The 20,462-nt window shown below is 64.7% G+C and carries 20 protein-coding genes; 10 read left to right on the forward strand and 10 right to left on the reverse strand.

All coding sequences use genetic code 11. The features are described 5' to 3' along the window. The first annotated feature begins 4 nt into the window (after positions 1-4). A complete protein-coding gene (gene thiO / locus ACMGGG_RS01650) occupies positions 5-1,102 on the forward strand; it encodes a glycine oxidase ThiO (RefSeq protein ID WP_414154755.1) in 1,098 nt (365 codons plus the stop codon). A 53-nt stretch (positions 1,103-1,155) separates the two neighbouring features. On the opposite strand, the gene ACMGGG_RS01655 is transcribed toward thiO, so the two are convergent. From ACMGGG_RS01655 to ACMGGG_RS01700, 10 genes are all read right to left on the reverse strand, one after another. Further along, entirely contained in the window at positions 1,156-2,565 is a 1,410-nt protein-coding gene (locus ACMGGG_RS01655; RefSeq protein ID WP_414154756.1) for an amidase, read from the reverse strand. Position 2,566: 1 nt separating this feature from the next. Further along, complete coding sequence (locus ACMGGG_RS01660; RefSeq protein WP_414154757.1) at positions 2,567-3,844, reverse strand: Zn-dependent hydrolase; 1,278 nt, start codon at positions 3,842-3,844, stop codon at positions 2,567-2,569. Between the two features lie 111 nt (positions 3,845-3,955). Then, positions 3,956-4,651 carry an ABC transporter ATP-binding protein gene (locus tag ACMGGG_RS01665; RefSeq protein WP_414154758.1) on the reverse strand — a complete coding sequence of 232 codons (696 nt, stop codon included), beginning with the start codon at positions 4,649-4,651 and terminating at the stop codon, positions 3,956-3,958. Continuing rightward, on the reverse strand, positions 4,651-5,403 hold the full coding sequence (locus ACMGGG_RS01670) for an ABC transporter ATP-binding protein (RefSeq protein WP_054895108.1): 753 nt from the start codon (positions 5,401-5,403) through the stop codon (positions 4,651-4,653). The genes ACMGGG_RS01665 and ACMGGG_RS01670 overlap by 1 nt, the downstream gene beginning before the upstream one ends. Next, positions 5,403-6,407 (reverse strand): branched-chain amino acid ABC transporter permease, encoded by a 1,005-nt coding sequence (locus ACMGGG_RS01675; protein ID WP_054895109.1) that lies wholly within the window; start codon positions 6,405-6,407, stop codon positions 5,403-5,405. Before ACMGGG_RS01675 ends, ACMGGG_RS01670 begins: the two co-directional genes overlap by 1 nt. A gap of 3 nt (positions 6,408-6,410) precedes the next feature. Next, on the reverse strand, positions 6,411-7,271 hold the full coding sequence (locus ACMGGG_RS01680) for a branched-chain amino acid ABC transporter permease (RefSeq protein ID WP_054895110.1): 861 nt from the start codon (positions 7,269-7,271) through the stop codon (positions 6,411-6,413). Positions 7,272-7,336: 65 nt separating this feature from the next. After that, positions 7,337-8,539, reverse strand: a complete 1,203-nt coding sequence (locus ACMGGG_RS01685) for an ABC transporter substrate-binding protein (protein ID WP_054895111.1) — start codon at positions 8,537-8,539, stop codon at positions 7,337-7,339. A gap of 91 nt (positions 8,540-8,630) precedes the next feature. Then, positions 8,631-9,395: a FadR/GntR family transcriptional regulator gene (locus ACMGGG_RS01690; RefSeq protein WP_054895112.1), complete on the reverse strand. Its 765-nt coding sequence runs from the start codon at positions 9,393-9,395 to the stop codon at positions 8,631-8,633. 203 nt (positions 9,396-9,598) lie between these two features. Then, positions 9,599-9,829: a PP0621 family protein gene (locus tag ACMGGG_RS01695; protein ID WP_063542822.1), complete on the reverse strand. Its 231-nt coding sequence runs from the start codon at positions 9,827-9,829 to the stop codon at positions 9,599-9,601. A 94-nt stretch (positions 9,830-9,923) separates the two neighbouring features. Further along, on the reverse strand, positions 9,924-10,943 hold the full coding sequence (locus ACMGGG_RS01700; RefSeq protein ID WP_054895114.1) for an outer membrane protein assembly factor BamD: 1,020 nt from the start codon (positions 10,941-10,943) through the stop codon (positions 9,924-9,926). Positions 10,944-11,090: 147 nt separating this feature from the next. Between ACMGGG_RS01700 and rluD the strand changes: the two genes are divergently transcribed. The 9 genes from rluD (at position 11,091) to ACMGGG_RS01745 (ending at position 20,410) form a co-directional block, all read left to right on the forward strand. Beyond that, a complete protein-coding gene (gene rluD, locus ACMGGG_RS01705; RefSeq protein WP_063542824.1) occupies positions 11,091-12,053 on the forward strand; it encodes a 23S rRNA pseudouridine(1911/1915/1917) synthase RluD in 963 nt (320 codons plus the stop codon). Next, positions 12,050-12,790: a peptidoglycan editing factor PgeF gene (pgeF, locus tag ACMGGG_RS01710; RefSeq protein ID WP_414154759.1), complete on the forward strand. Its 741-nt coding sequence runs from the start codon at positions 12,050-12,052 to the stop codon at positions 12,788-12,790. Before rluD ends, pgeF begins: the two co-directional genes overlap by 4 nt. 192 nt (positions 12,791-12,982) lie before the next feature. Continuing rightward, positions 12,983-15,700 carry a LuxR C-terminal-related transcriptional regulator gene (locus ACMGGG_RS01715; protein WP_414154760.1) on the forward strand — a complete coding sequence of 906 codons (2,718 nt, stop codon included), beginning with the start codon at positions 12,983-12,985 and terminating at the stop codon, positions 15,698-15,700. A 155-nt stretch (positions 15,701-15,855) separates the two neighbouring features. Further along, entirely contained in the window at positions 15,856-17,463 is a 1,608-nt protein-coding gene (locus ACMGGG_RS01720) for a tetratricopeptide repeat protein (protein ID WP_414154761.1), read from the forward strand. Then, on the forward strand, positions 17,460-18,152 hold the full coding sequence (locus ACMGGG_RS01725) for a sensor histidine kinase (protein ID WP_063542832.1): 693 nt from the start codon (positions 17,460-17,462) through the stop codon (positions 18,150-18,152). The genes ACMGGG_RS01720 and ACMGGG_RS01725 overlap by 4 nt, the downstream gene beginning before the upstream one ends. Positions 18,153-18,320: 168 nt before the next feature. Further along, the gene (locus tag ACMGGG_RS01730; protein ID WP_063546635.1) at positions 18,321-18,575 is read left to right on the forward strand and encodes an AbrB/MazE/SpoVT family DNA-binding domain-containing protein; all 255 of its coding nucleotides are present in this window, start codon (positions 18,321-18,323) and stop codon (positions 18,573-18,575) included. Further along, positions 18,572-18,919: a type II toxin-antitoxin system ChpB family toxin gene (locus ACMGGG_RS01735; RefSeq protein ID WP_063542834.1), complete on the forward strand. Its 348-nt coding sequence runs from the start codon at positions 18,572-18,574 to the stop codon at positions 18,917-18,919. The genes ACMGGG_RS01730 and ACMGGG_RS01735 overlap by 4 nt, the downstream gene beginning before the upstream one ends. A 28-nt stretch (positions 18,920-18,947) precedes the next feature. Further along, on the forward strand, positions 18,948-19,592 hold the full coding sequence (locus ACMGGG_RS01740) for an MBL fold metallo-hydrolase (RefSeq protein ID WP_054895121.1): 645 nt from the start codon (positions 18,948-18,950) through the stop codon (positions 19,590-19,592). Between the two features lie 95 nt (positions 19,593-19,687). Then, a complete protein-coding gene (locus tag ACMGGG_RS01745) occupies positions 19,688-20,410 on the forward strand; it encodes an OmpA family protein (RefSeq protein ID WP_054895122.1) in 723 nt (240 codons plus the stop codon). The last annotated feature ends 52 nt before the right edge of the window (positions 20,411-20,462 follow it).

The following is a 20,462-nucleotide window of genomic DNA, read 5'->3' on the forward strand; positions in this document are numbered from 1 at the left end:
ACAGATGAGCAAGCACGTAGTGATTGTCGGTGGCGGGGTGATCGGTCTGCTGACTGCCTTCAACCTGGCCGCAAAGGTTGACCGTGTAGTGGTGTGCGACCAGGGCGAGGTCGGTCGTGAGTCGTCCTGGGCCGGCGGGGGTATCGTCTCGCCCCTGTATCCGTGGCGCTACAGCCCGGCGGTGACCGCCCTGGCGCATTGGTCGCAGGATTTCTATCCACAGTTGGGCGAGCGACTGTTCGCCAGCACGGGCGTCGATCCTGAAGTGCACACCACCGGTTTGTACTGGCTCGACCTCGACGATGAAGCCCAGGCCCTGGCCTGGGCTGCACGCGAACAACGTCCCTTGAGCGCCGTCGACATCTCTGCGGCCTATGACGCAGTGCCGGTGCTCGGCCCAGGCTATCAGCACGCTATCTACATGGCCGGTGTGGCCAACGTACGCAACCCGCGCCTGGTGAAGTCGCTGAAAGCCGCGTTGCTGGCACTGCCCAACGTCAGCCTGCGCGAACACTGCCAGATCAGCGGTTTCGCCCAGAAAGGCGGGCGCGTGACCGGCGTGCTGACGGATGAAGGCGTACTGGCCGCCGACGAAGTGGTGCTCAGTGCCGGTGCCTGGAGTGGCGACCTGTTGCGCACCCTCGGGCTGGAGTTGCCGGTGGAGCCGGTAAAGGGCCAGATGATCCTGTTCAAGTGCGATGCCGACTTTCTGCCGAGCATGGTACTGGCCAAGGGGCGCTATGCGATTCCGCGGCGTGACGGGCATATCCTGGTGGGCAGCACGCTTGAGCATGAGGGCTACGACAAGACCCCGACCGAGGTTGCGCTGCAAAGCCTGCGGGCTTCGGCGATCGAACTGTTGCCGCAACTGAAGGACGCACCAGTCGTTGGGCATTGGGCCGGGCTGCGACCGGGCTCGCCTGAAGGTATTCCCTACATCGGGCCGGTGCCTGGGCACGCCGGGCTGTGGCTCAACTGCGGGCATTACCGCAACGGTCTGGTGCTGGCGCCTGCTTCGTGCCAGTTGTTTACCGACCTGCTGACCGGCGCCGAGCCGATCATCGATCCTGCGCCCTACGCCCCGGCCGGGCGTCTGGGCTGAAAACACGCAGCGGCCTCGGGTCGCGCAAGGCCGCTGCGTGTCTTACACAACCCTCAGTGCCGCTGCGGCGCCTGCAGGTGCCGACTCGGGTAATGCTGTTCGTACACCTTGCACACCCTGAGCACCTGTTCATCGGCAAAGCGCGCGCCCACTACTTGCAGCCCCACCGGCAACCCCTCGCGGGTGAAGCCGCAGGGGACCGACGCCGCAGGCTGCTGGGTCAGGTTGAACGGGTAGCTGAAGGGCGTCCATTCCATCCACTGCGTCATGCCCGACCCTGGCGGCACGTTGTGCCCGGCTTCGAATGCGACCAGCGGCAGCATCGGTGAAAGCAGCACGTCATGACGCTGGTGGAAGGCGTTCATCTGCGCGATCAGCTCGGCACGTGCTTCCAGTGCCTGGGTGTAATCGGCCAGGCTGATGCCAGCCCCCTGCTCGGCGATCCCGCGCAGGCCCGGGTCGAGCAAGTCCCGTTGTGCCTCGCTCAGTCCACTGGCCAAGCGTGCCGCGCCCGCGAACCACAGGGTATTGAAGGTCTGCAGCGGGTCGCTGAACCCTGGATCGACTTCCTCCACCGTCGCCCCCAGGCGCGCCAGGCGTTGCACGGCTTGGGTCACCAGTGCCTGGATCTGCGGATCGACCTGTATGTAGCCGAAGTCGGCGCTGTAGGCGATACGCAGGCCGCGCAGGTCTGTCGAGTCGTCCAGCCAGGGCGACTGGCGTGGGGCTCCGGCCAGGCCGTCGCGGGGGTCGGGGCGGGCTACGCAGTCGAGCATCAGCACGGCGTCATCCACCGTACGGGTCATCGGCCCTAGGTGCGACAGCACGGTCATGGCGCTTGCTGGCCACTGCGGTACGTAGCCGAAGGTCGGCTTGATGCCGAAGGTGCCGGTGAAGGCGCAGGGGATTCGAATCGAGCCACCGGCATCGCTGCCCTGGTGCAGCACGCCGAGGTTGAGCGCCGCTGCTGCTGCCGCACCGCCAGACGACCCGCCCGCGGTCAGGCGGGTATCCCAAGGGTTGCGGGTGATGCCGTACAACGGGTTGTCGGTGACCCCTTTCCAGCCGAACTCCGGCGTGGTGGTCTTGCCCACCAGCACGGCGCCGGCCTCGCGCATGAAGGCGCTGAAGGGCGCATCGACTTCCCATGGTCCGACGCCTGAGCTGGTGCGTGAGCCTTTGCGGGTCGGCATGCCGCGGGTCAAGGTCAGGTCCTTGATCGACGTGGGCAATCCGTCCAGGCGTCCGCACGGCTCGCCACGCTGCCAGCGGCGTTCGCTGGCGCGGGCAGCGGCGCGTGCACCTTCGCCGTCGACATGGCAGTAGGCGTTGACGGCGGGGTTGTGCAGGTCGATGCGGGCCAGCACGTCGTCGATCACTTCGAGGGGGGACAACTGGCGGCTGCGGTACAGTTCGAGCAGCTCGGTGGCACTGAATTCACCGATGGCGGTCTTGCCTGTCATCTCAATGGGCTCCCGGGTTGGCGGCCTGGACCATGGCGCGCAGCAGCACATCGCAGCCGTCTGCCAGGTCCTGCGGCGCGGCGTTCTCGATTTCGTTGTGGCTGATGCCGCCTTCACACGGCACGAAGATCATCCCGGCCGGGCCCAGTTCGGCGAGGAAGATCGCATCGTGGCCAGCGCCACTGACGATGTCCATGTGGCTCAAGCCCAATTCGCGCGCACCCTGGCGTACCGCATCGACGCATTGCTCGGCGAAGTACAACGGAGGGAAGTCGGCGGTGGGGGCCAGCTCGAAACTCAGGCCATGGCGGGCGGCACTGGCCTCGATCACCTCGCGCACCTCGGCGACCATCGCATCCAGGTGGGCGGGGTCGAGGTGGCGCAGGTCGAGGGTCATCTGCACCTGGCCGGGAATCACGTTGCGCGAACCGGGGTGCACGTTCAGGCAGCCGACGGTGCCGCAGGCATGTGGCTGGTGGGCGTGGGCCACGCGGTTGACTGCGGCCACCACCTCGGCAGCGCCCACCAGCGCATCCTTGCGCAGGTGCATCGGCGTCGGGCCTGCATGGGCCTCGACGCCAGTGAACACCAGGTCGAACCACTTTTGGCCCAGGCAGCCCTGAACCACACCGATGGTGGTGCGCTGATCCTCCAGCACAGGCCCCTGCTCGATATGCGCTTCGAAATAGGCGCCGACCGGATGCCCGGTGGGCACCCGCGGGCCGGCGTAACCGATGCGCTGAAGCTCCGCGCCCACCGAAAGGCCCTGTTCGTCGACCTTGTCGAGGGTCTCCTGCAGACCGAACTTGCCGGCAAACACCCCCGATCCCATCATGCACGGTGGGAAGCGCGAGCCTTCTTCGTTGGTCCACACCACCACTTCCAGCGGGGCCTCGGTCTGCAGGCCAAGGTCATTGAGTGTGCGCACCACTTCGAGCCCGGCCATGACGCCGTAGCAGCCGTCGAACTTGCCGCCGGTGGGTTGGGTATCGATATGGCTGCCGGTCATGACCGGCGCCAGTGCGGGGTTGCGTCCTGCGCGGCGGGCGAAGATGTTGCCGATGGCGTCGACACTGACCGTGCAGCCAGCCTCTTCGCACCAGTGCACGAACAGGTCGCGGGCCTGGCGGTCGAGATCGGTCAGCGCCAGGCGGCATACACCGCCCTTGGCCGTGGCACCGAGCCGGGCCAGGTCCATCAGCGATTGCCAGAGGCGCTCGCGATTGACCAGGGCGCCCTGGCCGAGCAGGTGTTGCGAGGGATCGATGCGGGTGTTCATGGTGCGTCTCTCCTGTAGCAGATTTAGGCCTTCTTCGCGGGGGGCGCGTGGCGATATCCCAGTGGGAGCGGGCTTGCCCGCGAAGAGGCCGATACAGAGCAAGGCCTGAAATCAGGCACTCAGCGCCAGGTAACGGTTCTTGATGCTCGGGTCGTCGCGAAACTGTGCGGCGCTGCCCTGGTAGGCCACGCGGCCCTGTTCGAGCACGTAGTGACGGTCGGCCAAGGCATCGCAGACCATCAGGTTCTGCTCCACCAGCAGGATCGACAGGCCTTCGTCCTTGATTCGCCGCAGGATCTTCACCAGCTCGTCGACGATTACCGGCGCCAGCCCCTCGGTCGGCTCATCGAGGATCAGCAGGCGCGGGCCGTTGAGCAGGGCGCGGGCGATCGCCAGCATCTGCTGCTCGCCGCCCGACAGCGCGAAGCCGCCGTTACGGCGGCGCTCTTCCAGGCGCGGGAACATCGCGTAGACGTCGCGCAACTGCCAGCGGCTCTCCTTGCGCGTGGCGATCTTCAGGTTTTCCTCGACACTGAGCTGGCGGAAGATGCCGCGATGTTCCGGCACCAGAGCGATGCCCCGGCGGGCGATATCGAAGATTTCGCGGCCGACCAGGGGCTGACCATCAAAGCTGATCTGGCCCTGGCGAGGTTGGACAATGCCGAGGATGCTGCGCAAGGTAGTGGTCTTGCCAGCGCCGTTACGCCCGAGCAGGGTCACCAGTTCCCCGGCGCCGACCTGCAGGGAGACGCCTTCGAGCACGTGGCTTTTGTCGTAGTAGGAATGAATCGAGTCGACGTTGAGCATCAGGCGGCCTCTCCAAGGTAGGCGGTGCGCACGCGTTCGTCGTTGCGTACGAAATCCGGTGTGCCCTCGACCAGGATCTGGCCGTGGCTCATGACGGTGATGCGCTGGCTGATCGACATGACGATGCTCATGTTGTGTTCGATCAGCAGCACGGTGTGGTCGCGGCCCAGATCGCTGATCAGTTCGGTCATCAGCGGGATGTCGTCGATGCCCATGCCGGAGGTGGGCTCGTCGAGCATCAGCAGGCTCGGCTTGGCGCAGATCGACATGCCGACTTCCAGTACGCGCTGCTGGCCATGGGAGAGTTCGCCGGCGAGGGTGTCGGCACGGCCTGTGAGTTTCAGGCGCTCGAGCACCTGGTCGGCGGTGTCCCAGTGGCTGCGCTTGTGCTCGACGCTGCGCCAGAAGTTCAGCGCACCCAGGCCGTCGCGGCCCTGGGCGGCCAGGCGCAGGTTCTCGCGCACCGAGAGGTTCTGGAACAGGCTGGTGAGCTGGAACGAGCGCGCCATGCCCAGGGCAACGCGGCCATGGGAGGGCTTGCGGACGATGTCGCGGCCATTGAACAGGATGCTGCCGGCGGTAGCCTGGCGTTCGCCGGTCAGGCAGTGGAACAGGCTGGTCTTGCCGGCGCCATTGGGGCCGATGACCGTGTGGATGGTGCCAGGCCGGACTTTCAGGTCGACACCGCCGACTGCGCGGAACGGCCCGTAGGCCAGCTCCAGGTTGCGGGTTTCCAGCAGGAACTCGCTCATCACAAGGTCTCCTTGGTCTTGGTCGACAACGCACGCCCCGGACGCAGGCGCTTGCCCAGCTCGGCCAGGCCGCCCCACAGGCCGCCACGCATGAACACCACCACCAGGATCAGGATGAGCCCGAGCAGCATCAGCCAGCGTGGCCACAGCTCCGACAGCACATCGCCCAGCACCACGATGGCGCCGGCCCCCAGCAGCGAGCCGAACAGCGAGCCGGTGCCGCCGATGATGGTCATGATCAGGATGTTCTCGCTCATCATCAGGTCGATGTTCGATAGCGGCGCAAAGTGCAGCAGCATGGCGTACAGCGCCCCGGCGATACCGGTGATGGCGCCGGACAGCATGAACACCAGGATCTTGAAGTGGCGGGTGTCGTAGCCGATCGCCGCCGCGCGGGTCTCGTTCTCGCGGATCGCCAGCAAGGTGCTGCCAAAGGGCGAGCGGATCACCCGCAGGGCGAAGGCGAAAATCAGCAGGAACAGCAGGGCGACGAAGGCATAGAAGTGCCGAGGGTTGCCCAGGTCGACCAGCACGTGGCCGAAGACTTCGACATTCGGCCGTGGCACGTCGAGCAGGCCATTGTCGCCACCGGTCCAGCCGCTGAGGGTGTAGGCCAGGAAGTACGCCATCTGGCTGAAGGCCAGGGTCAGCATGACGAAGTAGATGCCCTTGCGCCGGATCGCCAGTGCGCCGACCAGCAGCGCCAGCAACGCACCGAATACCGCAGCGCCCAGCAGCGCGGCGAACAGTCCCCATTTCAGGTGGATCATCAGCAGTGCCGCGCCATAGGCACCCACGCCGAAGAAAATGCCCTGGCCGAATGACAGCAGGCCGGTGTAGCCCAACAGCAGGTTGCAGGCGAGCGCCGCCAGGGCAAAGATCAGGATCTCGGTGGCCAGCGTGGCCGAGGGCAGCACCAGCGGCAGCAGCACCAGGCTGGCGACCACCAGCAACAGCAGGACGGGCGTGCGCGGCCCGGCCGGTAGTGGATTCTTCTCGCTCATCAATCATGCTCTCCCGAACAGGCCATAGGGACGGACCAGGATCACCGCGGCCATCGCCCCGTAGATCATCAGGCTGGCGCCTTGCGGCCAGAGGCTGGTCATCATGCTTTGCACCACGCCGACCAGCAGTCCACCGACCAGCGCGCCGCCGAACGAACCCATGCCGCCGATCACCACCACCACGAAGGCGATGCCGAGGATCTCCGGGCCGACGAAGGGCTGGGCACCACGCAACGGCGCGAACAGCACCCCGGCGACACCGGCCAGACCCACGCCGAGGGCAAAGGTCAGGGAGAAGAGGCGGAAGATGTTGGTGCCCAGCAGCGACACGGTTTCGGTGCTTTCACTGCCGGCGCGTACCAGGGCGCCGAAACGCGTGCGTTCGAGCAGCAGCCACAGGGCCAGGCCGATCAGCGCGGCGAAGCCGATCAGGAACAGGCGGTAGTAGGGGTAGATGAAGTCGCCCAGAATGATCACGCCACGAAGCTCCGGCGGTACGGCGATGTTCTTGCCCACCGGCCCCCAGATCAGTACCGAGGCTTCCTGGATGATCAGCGCGATGCCCAGGGTGACCAGGATCTGGAAGGTGTGCGGCAGGTGGTAGATGCGCTTGATCAGCAGGCGCTCGACCGCCCAGGCCAGCGCTGCCACGACCAACGGTGCGATCAGCAGTGCCAGCCAGAAGTTGCCGGTCAGGGCCACGGCGGTGTAGCACAGGTAGGCGCCGAGCAGGAAGAACGCCCCATGGGCGAAGTTGACGAAGTTGAGCAGGCCGAAAATGATCGTCAGGCCCACGGCGATGAGGAAGTAGATCATCCCCAGGCCCAGGCCGTTGAGCAGTTGGAACAGGTACAATTCGAGCATGAGCGTGCCCTCGACAGCGCGCGGCGCGGCTGCCTGTACAGGTGTGTTTGACTGGCGCCGTAGCCTCAGGCCAAGGCGCAACCGGTGTGATCGACCTCGACGAACGAGCGGCCCGAACTGATGACTTCAGCCAGGTCGTCCTCGTCGCGCAACTGGCCCTGGGGCTTGCCGCGCAGCAGGTAGTAGTCCTTGAGTACCTGGTGATCACCAGGGCGGATCAGCTCTTCGCCGGTAGGGCCCTGGAAACGCATGCCCTGCAAGGCCCTGGCGACGCTGGCGCCGTCGAAGGTGCCCGCCTGGACGATGGCGTCGAGCATGACCTTGGTGCCGATGTAGTCGGCAGCCAGCGGATAGTTGGGGTTGATCCCGTAGGCCTTCTGCGTGGCGGCGACCAGTGCCTTGTTCAGCGGCGTATCCACCTGATGCCAGTACTGGGCACCCAGGTAGACCCCTTCGAGCACGTCGCTGCCCAGCTCCTGGAACTGGTCGAGCCCTGCCGACCAGACCAGCAGCACCTTCATCCGCTCCTTGATCCCGAAATTGACCGCCTGGCGCAGGGCGTTGGACGACTGGCTGCCGAAGTTCAGCAGCACCAGCACGTCGGGCTTGGCGGCGATGGCATTGGTCAGGTACCCGGAGAACTCCTGCTCCTGCAGTGAGTGGTAGCTGTTGCCGATGTGCTCGACACCGAACTCGGCAAAAACCTTGCGCGCATTGTCCAGCAGCGCATCGCCGAACACGTATTGCGGGGTGATGGTGTACCAGCGCTTGGCTTGCGGCAGCTGGCGAATCATCGGCACCAGGGTTTCGCGAATCGCGCCGTAGGTCGGGACCGACCAGCGGAATGTCGACAGATTGCAATCCTTGCCGGTGATCTCGTCGGCGCCGACCGGGGTCATGAACACGCCGCCGGCCTTGTTGATTTCCTTGGACACGGCCAGGGCCGACGAAGACAGGGTGCAGCCCTGGAAGAATCTCGCACCGTCCTGGCCGATGGCTTCCTGCACCTTGCGCACCGCCTTGCCGGCATTGCCTTCGGTGTCGATGACCTTGTACTGCAGCGGCCGCCCCAGCAGTTGCGGATGCTCGGCGATGGCCAGGCGCGAGCCCATGTCGGCGTACTTGCCATAGCTGGCGAAGGCGCCGGACATCGACTTGAGCCCGTAGAAGACCAGCGGCTGTTCGGCGAATGCCCGCTGCGCTCCCAGGGGGAGGCTGCCGAGGGCACCCAGGGCAAGACCTGCCTTGAGCAGGGTACGTCTTTGCATGGATAACTCCTTGGTTCTGGTTATTAGGCAGGAGTGGCAATGGCAAAGCGGGTACGGCCGGGCCTTTGAGCAGGCCTCTGTGCGGGCTGGATCAGTGGTGGTGTTCGAACTCCAGCAGGAAGTTGCGTTCGACCTCGCCCTCCAGCGCGGTCATATGGTGTTCGGCGTCGCACATGTGTTCGTGCATCAGCCGGCGCACGGCCTTCTCGTCGCTGGCGCGCAGGGCGACCAACAGTTGCTTGTGGTAGTCGATGTTGGCAGCGGCGAACGCCTGGCGCTTGGGCAGGTAGGCCTTCTTCAGCACCACCAGGTCGCGCAGCAGGTCGTTGAGGAACACCGCCATGAAGCGCAGCAGTGGATTGGGGCAGCGGCGCGCCAGCAAGGTGTGGAATTCGATCTCCGCCAGGCGCTGTTCGCGCTGGCCCTGTTCGCTGTCTTCCGGGGTGCTGCAGAAGTCGATGTTGGCCTGCAGCGCAGCGTAGTCGGCGTCGCTGAGCTGGCCCATCACGGCCACTGCCAGCTCGACCTCGATGACCTTGCGCAGCTGGTAGACCTGTTCGCCGTCCAGATGCTGGAAGTGCAGGTAGTTGCGCAGCGCGCGACTGGCGGGCTCGGTGCCGACTTCAGCGAGATAGGCGCCGCCGGTAGGGCCGGTGCGGGTGTTGACCAGCCCTTCGACCTCCAGGGCCTTGAGCGCCTCGCGGGCGGTCCCTTTGGAGCATTCGAAGTGCTCCATCAGCTCGCGTTCGGTGGGCAGGCGATCGCCTGGGCGCAGGGCCTCCGTGACGATCGAGCGCTTGACCGATTCGACGATGACGTCGGAGAGCTTCTGGCGCTTGCGTTTGGGTTTGAGCATTTCGCTATTTTTCATATTTATGCGGATAAATAGGATTTAGCGAGTTTTGCTGGAAGGGGTCAATGGTGGCGGGGGAGCAGGGGTCGCAAATGGAGTGAAAGGGTCGGGGAGGGATAAGTGAGGCGGGCTCGAAAATCTGAAACTGCCCCCCCGTGGGCGCGGGCAAACCCGCTTTCCCACAAGGGAGAGCTCGTTCTGTGCGATCAGCCTTGTCGGCCAGGACCCTGTTCGAGGTGGGCCTGGCTGCAGTACCAGTCCTTGCCGAGCTTGAGCGCCCGGTCATTGGGCAGGTGTACGCCGCAATGGGCGCAACGCACCATGGTCAAGGGGTCTTCGAGGCGTGGCTCGGGACGTGACTGCTGGCTGATCTTGAATTTGCGCCACAGCCAGAACGCGGCGGCGATCAGGGCGATCCAGAAGAGTAGGCGAACCATGGTGTCCAGCTTGTCGTGAATGAAGAGGCCACAGTCTAGGGCGCGGCCATGAAAAAAGGGAGGCCTGGGCCTCCCTTTCTCGTTGCGCGATCTGTCAGTCGAACAGACCGAAGGTCAGGTAGCTGAACCAGGAACGATCCACCTCGGCGTCCTTCGGACCTTCCGGCAGGATCGGGTCGCCGTTTTCGTCTTTGGGCAGCAGGTCGGCTGGCATTTCCGAACGGGCGTCCTTGAACTGACGGACCACGTCCTGGTTGGCGCGGGTTTCACCCGGTGGCAGCGGCGTGTCGGTCTCGATCAGGCCCAGGGTGGCCTTGGACAGCCAGGAGCGGCCGTCGGACTCGCCCTGCTTGGGTACGAACTGGCCGTCGACCAGGCTCGGGTGGTTCGGGTAGTTGAGCTTGAGGGTTTCCAGGCTGGTGGCGGCCAGGTCGTCCAGGTGCATTTTCTGGTAGGCCTCGGTCATCACGGCCAGGCCGTCGGCAACCGATGGCGTTTCCTGGAAGTTCTCCACCACGTAGCGGCCACGGTTGGCGGCGGCGACGTAAGCCTCACGGCTCAGGTAGTAGTCGGCGACGTGGATTTCGTAGGAGGCCAGCAGGTTGCGCAGGTAGATCATGCGCTGCTTGGCGTCCGGGGCGTAACGGCTGTTGGGGAAGCGGCTGGTGAGCTGGGCGAACTCGTTGTACGAGTCGCGCGCCGCGCCCGGGTCACGCTTGGTCATGTCCAGCGGCAGGAAGCGCGCCAGCAGGCCGCGGTCCTGGTCGAACGAGGTCAGGCCTTTCAGATAATAGGCGTAGTCGACGTTCGGGTGCTGCGGGTGCAGGCGGATGAAGCGCTCGGCAGCGGACTTCGCGGCCTCAGGCTCGGTGTTCTTGTAGTTGGCGTAGATCAGCTCGAGCTGGGCCTGGTCGGCGTAGCGGCCGAATGGGTAGCGCGATTCCAGGGCCTTGAGCTTGTTCACGGCACTGGTGTAGCTGTGGTTGTCCAGGTCGGCCTGCGCCTGCTGGTACAACTCGGCTTCGCTGAGGTTCTCGTCAATGACTTCCTTGTTCGAGGAACAGGCAGCAGTGAGCCCGAGGATGGCGATCAGCAGCAGGTGTTTCACTTGCATGGCGGCTTGCGTCCTTTGACGGCCGCTGTCTTGGGCGGTGCCGTCCTGTTATGATGAGCGCCCCCGGCCAACCCCGGGGCAAAAGAAGCCGTATTTAACCACAAGCACGCAGCCGAAACCAAAGGCTGTAAGCCCATCGATTCGAGCATGTCCGAGATCATTCAACTTAGTGCAGAGGTCCCGTCCGAGCTGGGCGGCCAACGCCTCGACCAGGTCGCCGCCCAATTGTTCGACGAGTACTCGCGTTCGCGCCTGACTTCGTGGATCAAGGAAGGCCGCCTGACCGTCGATGGTGCGGTGCTGCGCCCGCGCGATACCGTCCACACCGGCTCCGTTCTCGCCCTGGAGGCCGAACAGGAGGCACAGGGTGAATGGGAGGCAGAGGACATCGAGCTGGACATCGTCTATGAAGACGACCAGATCCTGGTGATCAACAAGCCTGCCGGGCTGGTGGTCCACCCGGCTGTCGGGCATGCCAGCGGTACCCTGCTCAACGCCCTGCTGCACCATGTGCCGGATATCATCAACGTGCCGCGCGCCGGCATCGTCCACCGCCTGGACAAGGACACCACCGGTCTGATGGTGGTCGCCAAGACGCTGCAGGCGCAGACCAACCTCGTCGACCAGTTGCAGAAACGCTCGGTCAGCCGCATCTATGAATGCATCGTGGTGGGCGTGGTGACGGCCGGTGGCAAGATCGACGCACCGATCGGTCGCCACGGCGGCATGCGTCAGCGCATGGCGGTCACCGATGGCGGCAAGCCGGCGGTCAGCCACTATCGCGTGCTCAAGCGTTTCCGTTCGCACACCCACGTGCGGGTCAAGCTGGAGACCGGGCGTACCCACCAGATTCGTGTGCACATGGCCCATGTCGGATTCCCGCTGGTGGGCGACCAGACCTACGGCGGTCGCTTCCGCATCCCGCCGGCCGCCAGCGTGGCCATGGTCGAGGCGGTCAAGCACTTCCCTCGCCAGGCCCTGCACGCGCGCTTCCTGGCGCTGGATCATCCGACGACCGGTGAGCGCATGGAGTGGAAATCGCCTCTACCGGACGACTTCATGTGGCTGCTGTCGCTGCTCGATCAGGACCGCGAGAGCTTTATCGGATGAGCGAGCTGACGCAATCGCTGATCTTCCCCGACTGGCCGGCCCCGGCCTCGGTTCGCGCTTGCGTCACTACACGAGAGGGCGGCGTCAGCCTGCCCCCCTACGAAACCTTCAACCTGGGTGATCACGTGGGCGACGATGCTGCAGCGGTCGCCGAGAACCGCCGTCGCCTGGGCGCTGAGTTCGCTATCCAGCCGGCCTGGCTCAAGCAAGTGCATGGCCTGGTCGTGGCCGACGCCGATCCGGCCGTGGTAGCCGAAGCGGATGCCAGCTGGACCGACCAGCCCGGTATCGCCTGTACCGTGATGACCGCCGATTGTTTGCCTGCGCTGTTCTGCGATCGCGCCGGTACGCGTGTGGCGGCCGCACATGCTGGCTGGCGCGGGCTGGCCGGTGGCGTGCTGGAAGCCACCCTTGATCGTCTGGCGCTGGCGCCTGAAGAGGTGCTGGTGTGGCTGGGCCCGGCTATCGGCCCGCGGGCGTTCGAAGTGGGCCTGGAAGTGCGCGATGCGTTCACCGCCGTGCATCCAGAGGCCGCCAGTGCCTTCGTCGCGGGCCAACGCCCCGACAAACTGATCGCCGACATCTATGCCCTGGCGCGTATCCGCCTGGCCGCGCGCGGCGTGACGGCCGTCTATGGCGGAGGGTTCTGCACGGTCAGCGACCCGCGTTTCTTCTCCTATCGGCGCACCCCGCAGGGCGGGCGTTTCGCTTCGCTGGTCTGGCTCGAACCTCGCTGAGCCTCTGCGCCCGTTCTGGGGCGGTCTGTGCTATGCCGTGCGATAGATCTCACTGATGTCCATCAGTGTTGTTGCTTTTTGTCGTAGTCTTTTCCTTCTCAAGCGTTTTGATCATCTTCAAATGCGTCGCAATAGCCGCTAGGCTCGCAACAATCCGTATCGCCGTGATCTTCCAACCAGAACGAGTCGGCCATGACAGATTTGTCCCGTACGCATGGAGTCGCCAGCCAGGCCCTTGGTCTGCTGGACGGGCGTTTCTTCCGGCCACCGCTGCCGGACGGGCATGTGCTGCGCGCGCGCTTGTGCCAGCGTCTCGAAGCGGGTCTGGATGGGCGGCTGCTGCTGGTCAACGCACCGGCGGGGTTCGGCAAGAGTTCGCTGGCCATCGAGTTCTGCCAGCAGTTGCCCAGCCACTGGCGCAGCCTCTGGTTGGGCCTGAGCCAGCGCGACGCCGACCCCGGTCGTTTCCTCGAGCGCCTGCTCGAAGGCTTGCAGCAGTTCTGCCCGGCATTGGGCGGTCAGGCCATGGGGCTGCTGAAGATGCGCCAGCGCCATCAGCCGTTCGCCTTCGAGGAGTGGCTCGACAGCCTGCTCGACGAGCTGGCGCTCTACCTGAACGCCGACACGCCGCTGCTGCTGGTGCTGGATGACTACCATCTTGCCCAGGGGCCGGTTCTCGATCGCTGCCTGCAGTTCTTCCTCAACCATTTGCCCCCGGGCCTGGCATTGCTGGTCACCAGCCGCCAGCGCCCTGACTGGCATCTGGCGCGGCTGCGCCTGTCGCGCCAGTTGACTGAGCTCAACGAACAAGACCTGCGCCTGACCTCCGATGAAGCCCTTGCCGTGATTGGCCGCCAGCCCACCGGCCTGCGTGGCCAGGCGCTGGACAACCTGATCCAGCGCAGCGATGGCTGGGTCGCCGGGTTGCGTTTCTGGCAGCTGGCGACCAGCGAGTCGGGCGAGGACCATGCCTTGCCCCAGGCGCTGCACGGTGGCGAAGGGCTGATCCGCGATTACCTGCTCGAAGAGGTCATCGAGATCCTCCCGGCAGAAGTCCAGGCTTTCCTCTACGACACCGCCTGCCAGGAGCGCTTCTGCACCGAACTGTGCGACGCCCTGCGCGAGCGCGAGGACAGTGCGGCGATCCTGCGATACCTGCAGGCTCACCAGGTGTTCCTGGTGCCGCTGGATGAGCACGGTCGGTGGTTCCGTTACCACCACCTGTTCTCCGACCTGCTGCGCAGTCGCCAGGCCAGCGAGCCTTCGGCGGCGCTGCACCTGCGTGCCTGCCGCTGGTTCGAGCGCCAGGGGCTGCTCGATGAAGCGGTGGAGCAGGCCTTGCGTGCGGGTTCTCTGGATGTCGCCGCCGATCTGGTGCAGAGCCTTTCCGAAGAGCAACTGTTGGCCGAACAGAACGTCGGCATGCTGCTGCGCTGGAAGATGGACCTGCCAGACAGCCTGCTGATCAGCACGCCACGCCTGATCGTGCTGTACAGCTGGGCACTGGGCCTGGCCTGCCAGCTGGATGCAGCCGAAGAACTGGCGGCCTATCTCAGCCGTTTCCTGCCAGCGCCCTCGGCGACCGCACAGAAGTCCATGCTCGCCCAGTGGCTGGCGCTCAGCGGCGTGATCGCACGCGGCCGCGGCGATCGCGAGCGGACCCTGGCCTACTGTGAGGAAGCCCTGCAGAGCCTGCCCTGCAAGCGCTATGGCCAGCGCCTGGTGTGCCTGTCGACGCTGTCCAACCTGGCCATTGCCGACGGTGATTTCTGGCGGGCACGGGGTTGGAACCGTGAGGCGCTGGAGTTGGCCCAGCGTGTTGGCAATCCGTTGTTCGAGGCCCTGGCCCATTACGACCGCGCCAGGGTGTTGCACGCCCGGGGCGAAGTGTTGCGCGCCCTGGACGAGGTGCGTCAGGGGTTGCAGCGTCTGCAGGGGTTGTCGGGGCAGCGCCTGTACGCCGTGCGCGCCCGGTTGATTCTCTACGAAGGCTACCTGTATGCCTCGCGCCTGCAACCAGGCCAGGGGCGGGCGCGGTTGCGCGCCGGGCTGAGCGAAGCACGGGCCTGCCGTGATATCAGCGTGCTGATCGGCCATTGCGTGATCGCCTCGCTGGAGGGGCGCGACGGGCGCTTCGCCGAGGCCTTTGCGGAGCTCGCCGAGGCCGAGCGGTTGATGCATATCTGGGACGTGCCGCCGATCTTCTATCTGGCCATGATCACGCTGGTGAAATGCGAGCTCTGGCTGGCCCAGGGCCGCACCGACCTTGCCGAGTCCTGGCTGCTGCGCCTGGGGCAGACCTACGGCGGCGAGCAACCGGCCGCGGCACCGGAATTTCATCCATTGCTGCCACTGCATATCGAGCTTCAACAAGCGTTGCTGGAACGTACCCTGGCACGACCGGAGCCTGCCGAGCAGCGCTTGCGGGCGCTGGTCGCGCAGGGGCAGGCCAGTGGTGGAATGATGCTGGCGGTCAGCGCGCTCTGCCAGTTGGTTGAGCTGTTGCTGGCGCAGGGGCGCGAACAGGAAGCGGGCAAGTTGCTGGGCAAAGCGCTTGAGGCCGCGCGTGGCGGTGCCTTGCATGCTTTCCAGCGGTTGCTGGAAGAACGCCCGATATGGTTGCGTGAGCAGCTCGCCGCCAGCCCCGTGTGCCCGGTCCAGGCCGAACTGCTGGCACGCCTGCCGCAGACTCCGCCTGTCACCGTGGCCAGCAATGAGGCGCTCAGTGGCCGTGAGCTGGCGGTACTGGAACTGATCGCCCAAGGCTGCTCCAACCAGCAGATCAGTGAGCGCCTGTTCATCTCCCTGCACACCGTCAAGACCCACGCCAGCCATATCAACAGCAAGCTGGGCGTCGAGCGCCGCACGCAAGCCGTGGCACGGGCCAAATCGCTTGGCCTGCTGGTCTAGAAAGCGCGTTGTAGTTAAAATGGTGGCTAGTTGCCATTGTCTTGTCATGCGCTGACTTCCCAGTCTCATCTTTCCCGCCGCCCGGCCGATACAGCATTCGCCGGGCACAGTCGCCGCAGGTCTTTTTCCACCTCTTCTCAATACAGGTCGTGTTGATGCTGCAGTATGGGCAAAAAAGCTTTCTGATCGTCGACGACTTCACCGACTTTCGCACCTCGACGCGCTCCATGCTGCGCGAGCTGGGTGTGCGCGACGTGGACACCGCCGACAGCGGCGAGCAGGCCCTGCGGATGTGCGCGCAGAAACGCTATGACTTCATTCTCCAGGACTTCCACCTGGGCGATGGCAAGAAGAACGGCCAGCAGGTGCTCGAGGACCTGCTGCTGGACAAGCTCATCAGCCATGAATGTGTGTTCATCATGGTCACGGCCGAAAGCAGCCAGTCGATCGTCCTCAGCGCCATCGAGCATGAACCGGACGCCTATCTGACCAAGCCGTTCAACCGCCTGGGCCTGGCGCAGCGGCTGGAAAAGCTGGTGCAGCGCAAGACCCTGCTCAAGCCGATCCTCCAGGCGCTGGACCGCGGGCGCCCGGCCGAGGTGCTGGCGGCCTGCGCCGAGCTGTGCAAGCAGGATCCGCGTTTCGCGCCGTTGTGCCTGCGCTACCGGGCCGATGCGTTGCGCGACCTTAATCGCTTCGACGACCTGGAAAAGTTTCTTACCAACATTCTTGCCAGCCGCCCGCAGCCTTGGGTGTATTCGGCGCTGGGCAGCCTGATGCACAAGCGTGGCCAGTACGAACAGGCCCAGGGCGTCTATGAGCAAGCGCTCAAAGCCTTCCCGATCATGCCTGGGCTGTACGACGGGCTGGCCGCAGTGCTGGTGGCCAAGGGCGACAACAAGCGTGCCCAGCACATGCTCGAAGAGGCGGTGCGCCTGTCGCCGCTGGCGGTGCGTCGCCAAGCAGCGCTGGGCAAGCTGGCGCTGGACAACGAAGACTACGAAGGCGCCTCCAAGGCATACCGGCATGCCGTCAGCCAGGGGCAGAGCTCGCGTTACAAGAGCGCCGAGAGCAACCTGGGCCTGGTCCAGGCGCTGATGAACAAGAACGCCGGCAATGGCCTCGATGCGCGCACGCGGGTCGAGATCAATACCGTGCTCAGCGAAGTCGCCAAGGAAAACACCGAGGACCAGGGCCTGCAGGTGCGCGCCCGGCTGATGAAGGCTGCCAGCCTGCAGCAGGCCGGCGATGCGGAAACCGCGGCCAAGCTCACCGAGCAGGCCATGCAGCGCCTGGACAAGATGGACCAGTTCTTCTCGGTCGATGCCGCACTGACCGTGGCCAGGCAGCTCAAGGAGCTGGGCCAGGAGTCGGCCGGGACTTCGATCCTCAAGGGCTGCGTGGAAACCTATGGCGATGACCCGAAAGTGATGCAGAGTGTGGCCAAGGTGACTGACGACCCGAGCGTGCTCGGCGCCGTCACCGAAGCCGTGGATCTCAACCGCCAGGGAGTACGCAGTTACCAGGGCGGCCAGTTGAACGAGGCTCTGGAGATGTTCCGCAAGGCCCTGTCGTTGCAACCGAAGAACATCAGTATCGCCCTCAATACCGCCCAGGCGCTGCTGCGTATCGGCGGCGAAAGTCCGTCGGAGTCGCTTATGCAGGAATGTCGCAACTGCCTTAACCGCGTGGCCGGCATCCCCGCCAGCGACAACCGCTTCGACCGCTACCGCAAGCTGCACGTGCGAGTGTTCGGCGCATGAGCCGCGATGAGCAGGGGCTGGATTTTTCCACGGTGATCGCCTCCACCGTGCATGACATGAAGAACTCGCTTTCGGCCCTGATCCAGGCCCACGACCAGTGGCTGGCGCGTTTGCCCGAACAGTCCCGCAGTGGCAGCGAACAAGGGGTGATGGAGCACGAGTTCCGCCACCTCAACGGTATGCTGGTGCAGTTGCTGGGGTTGTACAAGCTGGGCATCAACCAGTTGCCGATCTGCCCCGACTACCACGAGCTCGAGGATTTCGTCGAAGCCCAGTTGGCGGCGCAACAGGAAGTCATCCGCCACCGCGACGTGCTGGCGACCTGGCGCATCGACACCGAAAGCCCGCTGGGCTTCTTCGACCGTGAACTGGTCGCCTCGGTGGTCGCCAACGTGCTGACCAACGCCATTCGCTACGCCGGGCACACGCTGCTGATCAGCGTCGAAGAGGAGGGCGAGCAGTTGGTGATCAGCGTCAACGATGATGGCGCCGGTTATCCACAGCGCTTGCTCGAGCGTCAGCAGGACTACGTGCAGGGCATCGACCAGCAGAGCGGCAGCACCGGCCTTGGCCTGTACTTCGCCGCCAGGATCGCCGCCCTGCACGAGCGCAACGGCGTGCGTGGGCGGATCGAAATCGCCAACGGTGGTGCGCTGGGTGGCGGGTTGTTCAGGTTGTTTTTGCCTTGACTCTGGCTATTTGAGTGTCACTTCCCACTGCGTTGTGGGATAGCTCCTGACCTCGAGTTCATGACTTCAAAAGCAGCGCTTCAGATGACAATGTAGACACGTTGTTTCTACAAGTTACTTGCAATCATCTGGAGGGTTTCTACTATGTATCTACCTTTGGAGATACTTATGGAAGTCAAGATTCAACAATGGGGCAACAGTGCTGCCATTCGCCTGCCATCGACCATTCTCAAGCAGATGCGCCTGAGCGTGGGCTCCGTCCTCAGCCTGGATACCGCCACCGGGTCGCTGGTTCTCAAGCCCGTCCGATCAAAACCCAAGTACAAGCTTGAGGAGCTGATGGCCCAGTGCGATCTCGATGCACCCGAGCCGGATGAGCTCGCGGCGTGGAACGCCATTCGTCCTGTTGGTCGTGAGGTATGAGGCGGGTGGGATTCGCCAGGGGCGATATTGTGCGAGTCGATCTTGAGCCTGTGGTCGGACGCGAGCAGCAAGGTGCGATGCGTCCGGTTCTGGTGCTCACACCGGCTGCCTACAATGCCGCGGGCCTGGCGGTGGTAGTCCCGATCACTCAAGGTGGGGATTTCGCCCGACATGCCGGGTTTGCAGTCACGCTCAGCGGGGCAGGTACGCGAACCCAGGGCGTGGTGTTGTGCAACCAGTTGCGTACGCTGGATCTCGAGGCACGTGGTGCCCGACGTATCGAGTCTGTTCCCGACGTTGTCATTGATGATGCGCTGGCGCGCGTACAAACCTTATTTGAATGAGCGTGAAGTCGCTTGGAGCTGGACTCCCATGACCCCTATCCCTGTATCGCTGATCCGCGAAACCTTTCCCGTAGGCCCCCTGCAGTGCAACTGCACGCTGATCGGCGACCCGGTCAGCAAGAAGGCCATCGTCGTCGATCCGGGGGGCGACGAGCAGAAGATTCTCGCTCGCCTGCAACAGCATGGCCTGACGCTGGTGAGCATCATCCATACCCACGCCCACTTCGATCATTTCCTGGCTTCCGGCAGGCTCAAGGAGCTGACCGGTGCGACCCTGCACTTGCACAAGGACGACCAGCCGCTGTGGGACAACCTGGAAATGCAGTGCCAGATGTTCGGTGTGCCTTACACGCCGGTACCTGCCCCGGACCGCTGGCTCGCCGATGACGAAGCGCTGGCCTGCGGCTGTGGCGTTGCGCTGCACACGCCCGGGCATACGCCGGGCTCGATGAGTTTCTGGTTTGCCGAGCACAAGCTGCTGATTGCCGGCGACACCCTGTTCCGTCGTGGTGTGGGGCGCACCGATTTGTGGGGGGGCGATCAACGGGCTATCGTTCGTTCGATCAAGGAGCGGCTGTACCGCCTGGATGAAGAGGCGATCGTGGTGACCGGCCATGGTCCGGATACTCGCCTCGGCGAAGAGATGCGTGAGAACCCGTTCGTGCGGGCGTGAAGTTTCATGGAATTTTTCCGCGTCGCTGCAATCCAAGGCTGGCACTGATCCGCATACGATCCGCTGCACTTTCGAATTTCACCAGGAGCTTGTCCATGTTCACCATGCGTCGTCTGATTATCGTCGCTACCGCTGCTGCCCTGATGACCGGCTGTGCCGGCCAGAACCCCTACGACAACCAGGGCCAGGCGCAGGGCGGCTCCACAGGGATGAGCAAGACTGCCAAGTACGGTGGCCTGGGTGCACTGGCCGGTGCCATCGCGGGTGCGGCCATCGACCACAACCACCGTGGCAAGGGTGCGCTGATCGGCGCTGCTGCGGTAGGCGCCGCCGCCGCCGGTTATGGCTACTATGCCGACAAGCAGGAAGCCGAGCTGCGTGCGCAGATGGCCAACACCGGTGTCGAAGTGCAGCGCCAGGGGGACCAGATCAAGCTGATCATGCCAGGTAACATCACCTTCGCGACCGATTCGGCGAACATCGCCCCAAGCTTCTACTCGCCGCTGAACAACCTCGCCAGCTCGTTCAAGCAGTTCAACCAGAACACCATCGAAGTGGTTGGCTTCACCGACAGCACCGGCAGCCGCCAGCACAACATGGACCTGTCGCAGCGTCGCGCGCAGGCCGTCAGCACCTACCTGACCTCGCAGGGTGTCGATGCTTCGCGGGTGTCGGTACGAGGCATGGGCCCGGACCAGCCGATCGCCAGTAACGCCGATGCCAATGGGCGGGCGCAGAACCGTCGCGTCGAAGTCAACCTGAAGCCGATCCCTGGCCAGCAGTATGACCAGCAGGGCACCGTCCAGCAGTACCCCTGACCTTTAACCCAGCCGCTTTGCGGCCCTGTCGCGGGACAAGTCGGCGCACCGA

Source organism: Pseudomonas sp. BNK-44-b (assembly GCF_047456245.1).
Classification (GTDB): Bacteria; Pseudomonadota; Gammaproteobacteria; order Pseudomonadales; family Pseudomonadaceae; genus Aquipseudomonas; species Aquipseudomonas machongensis.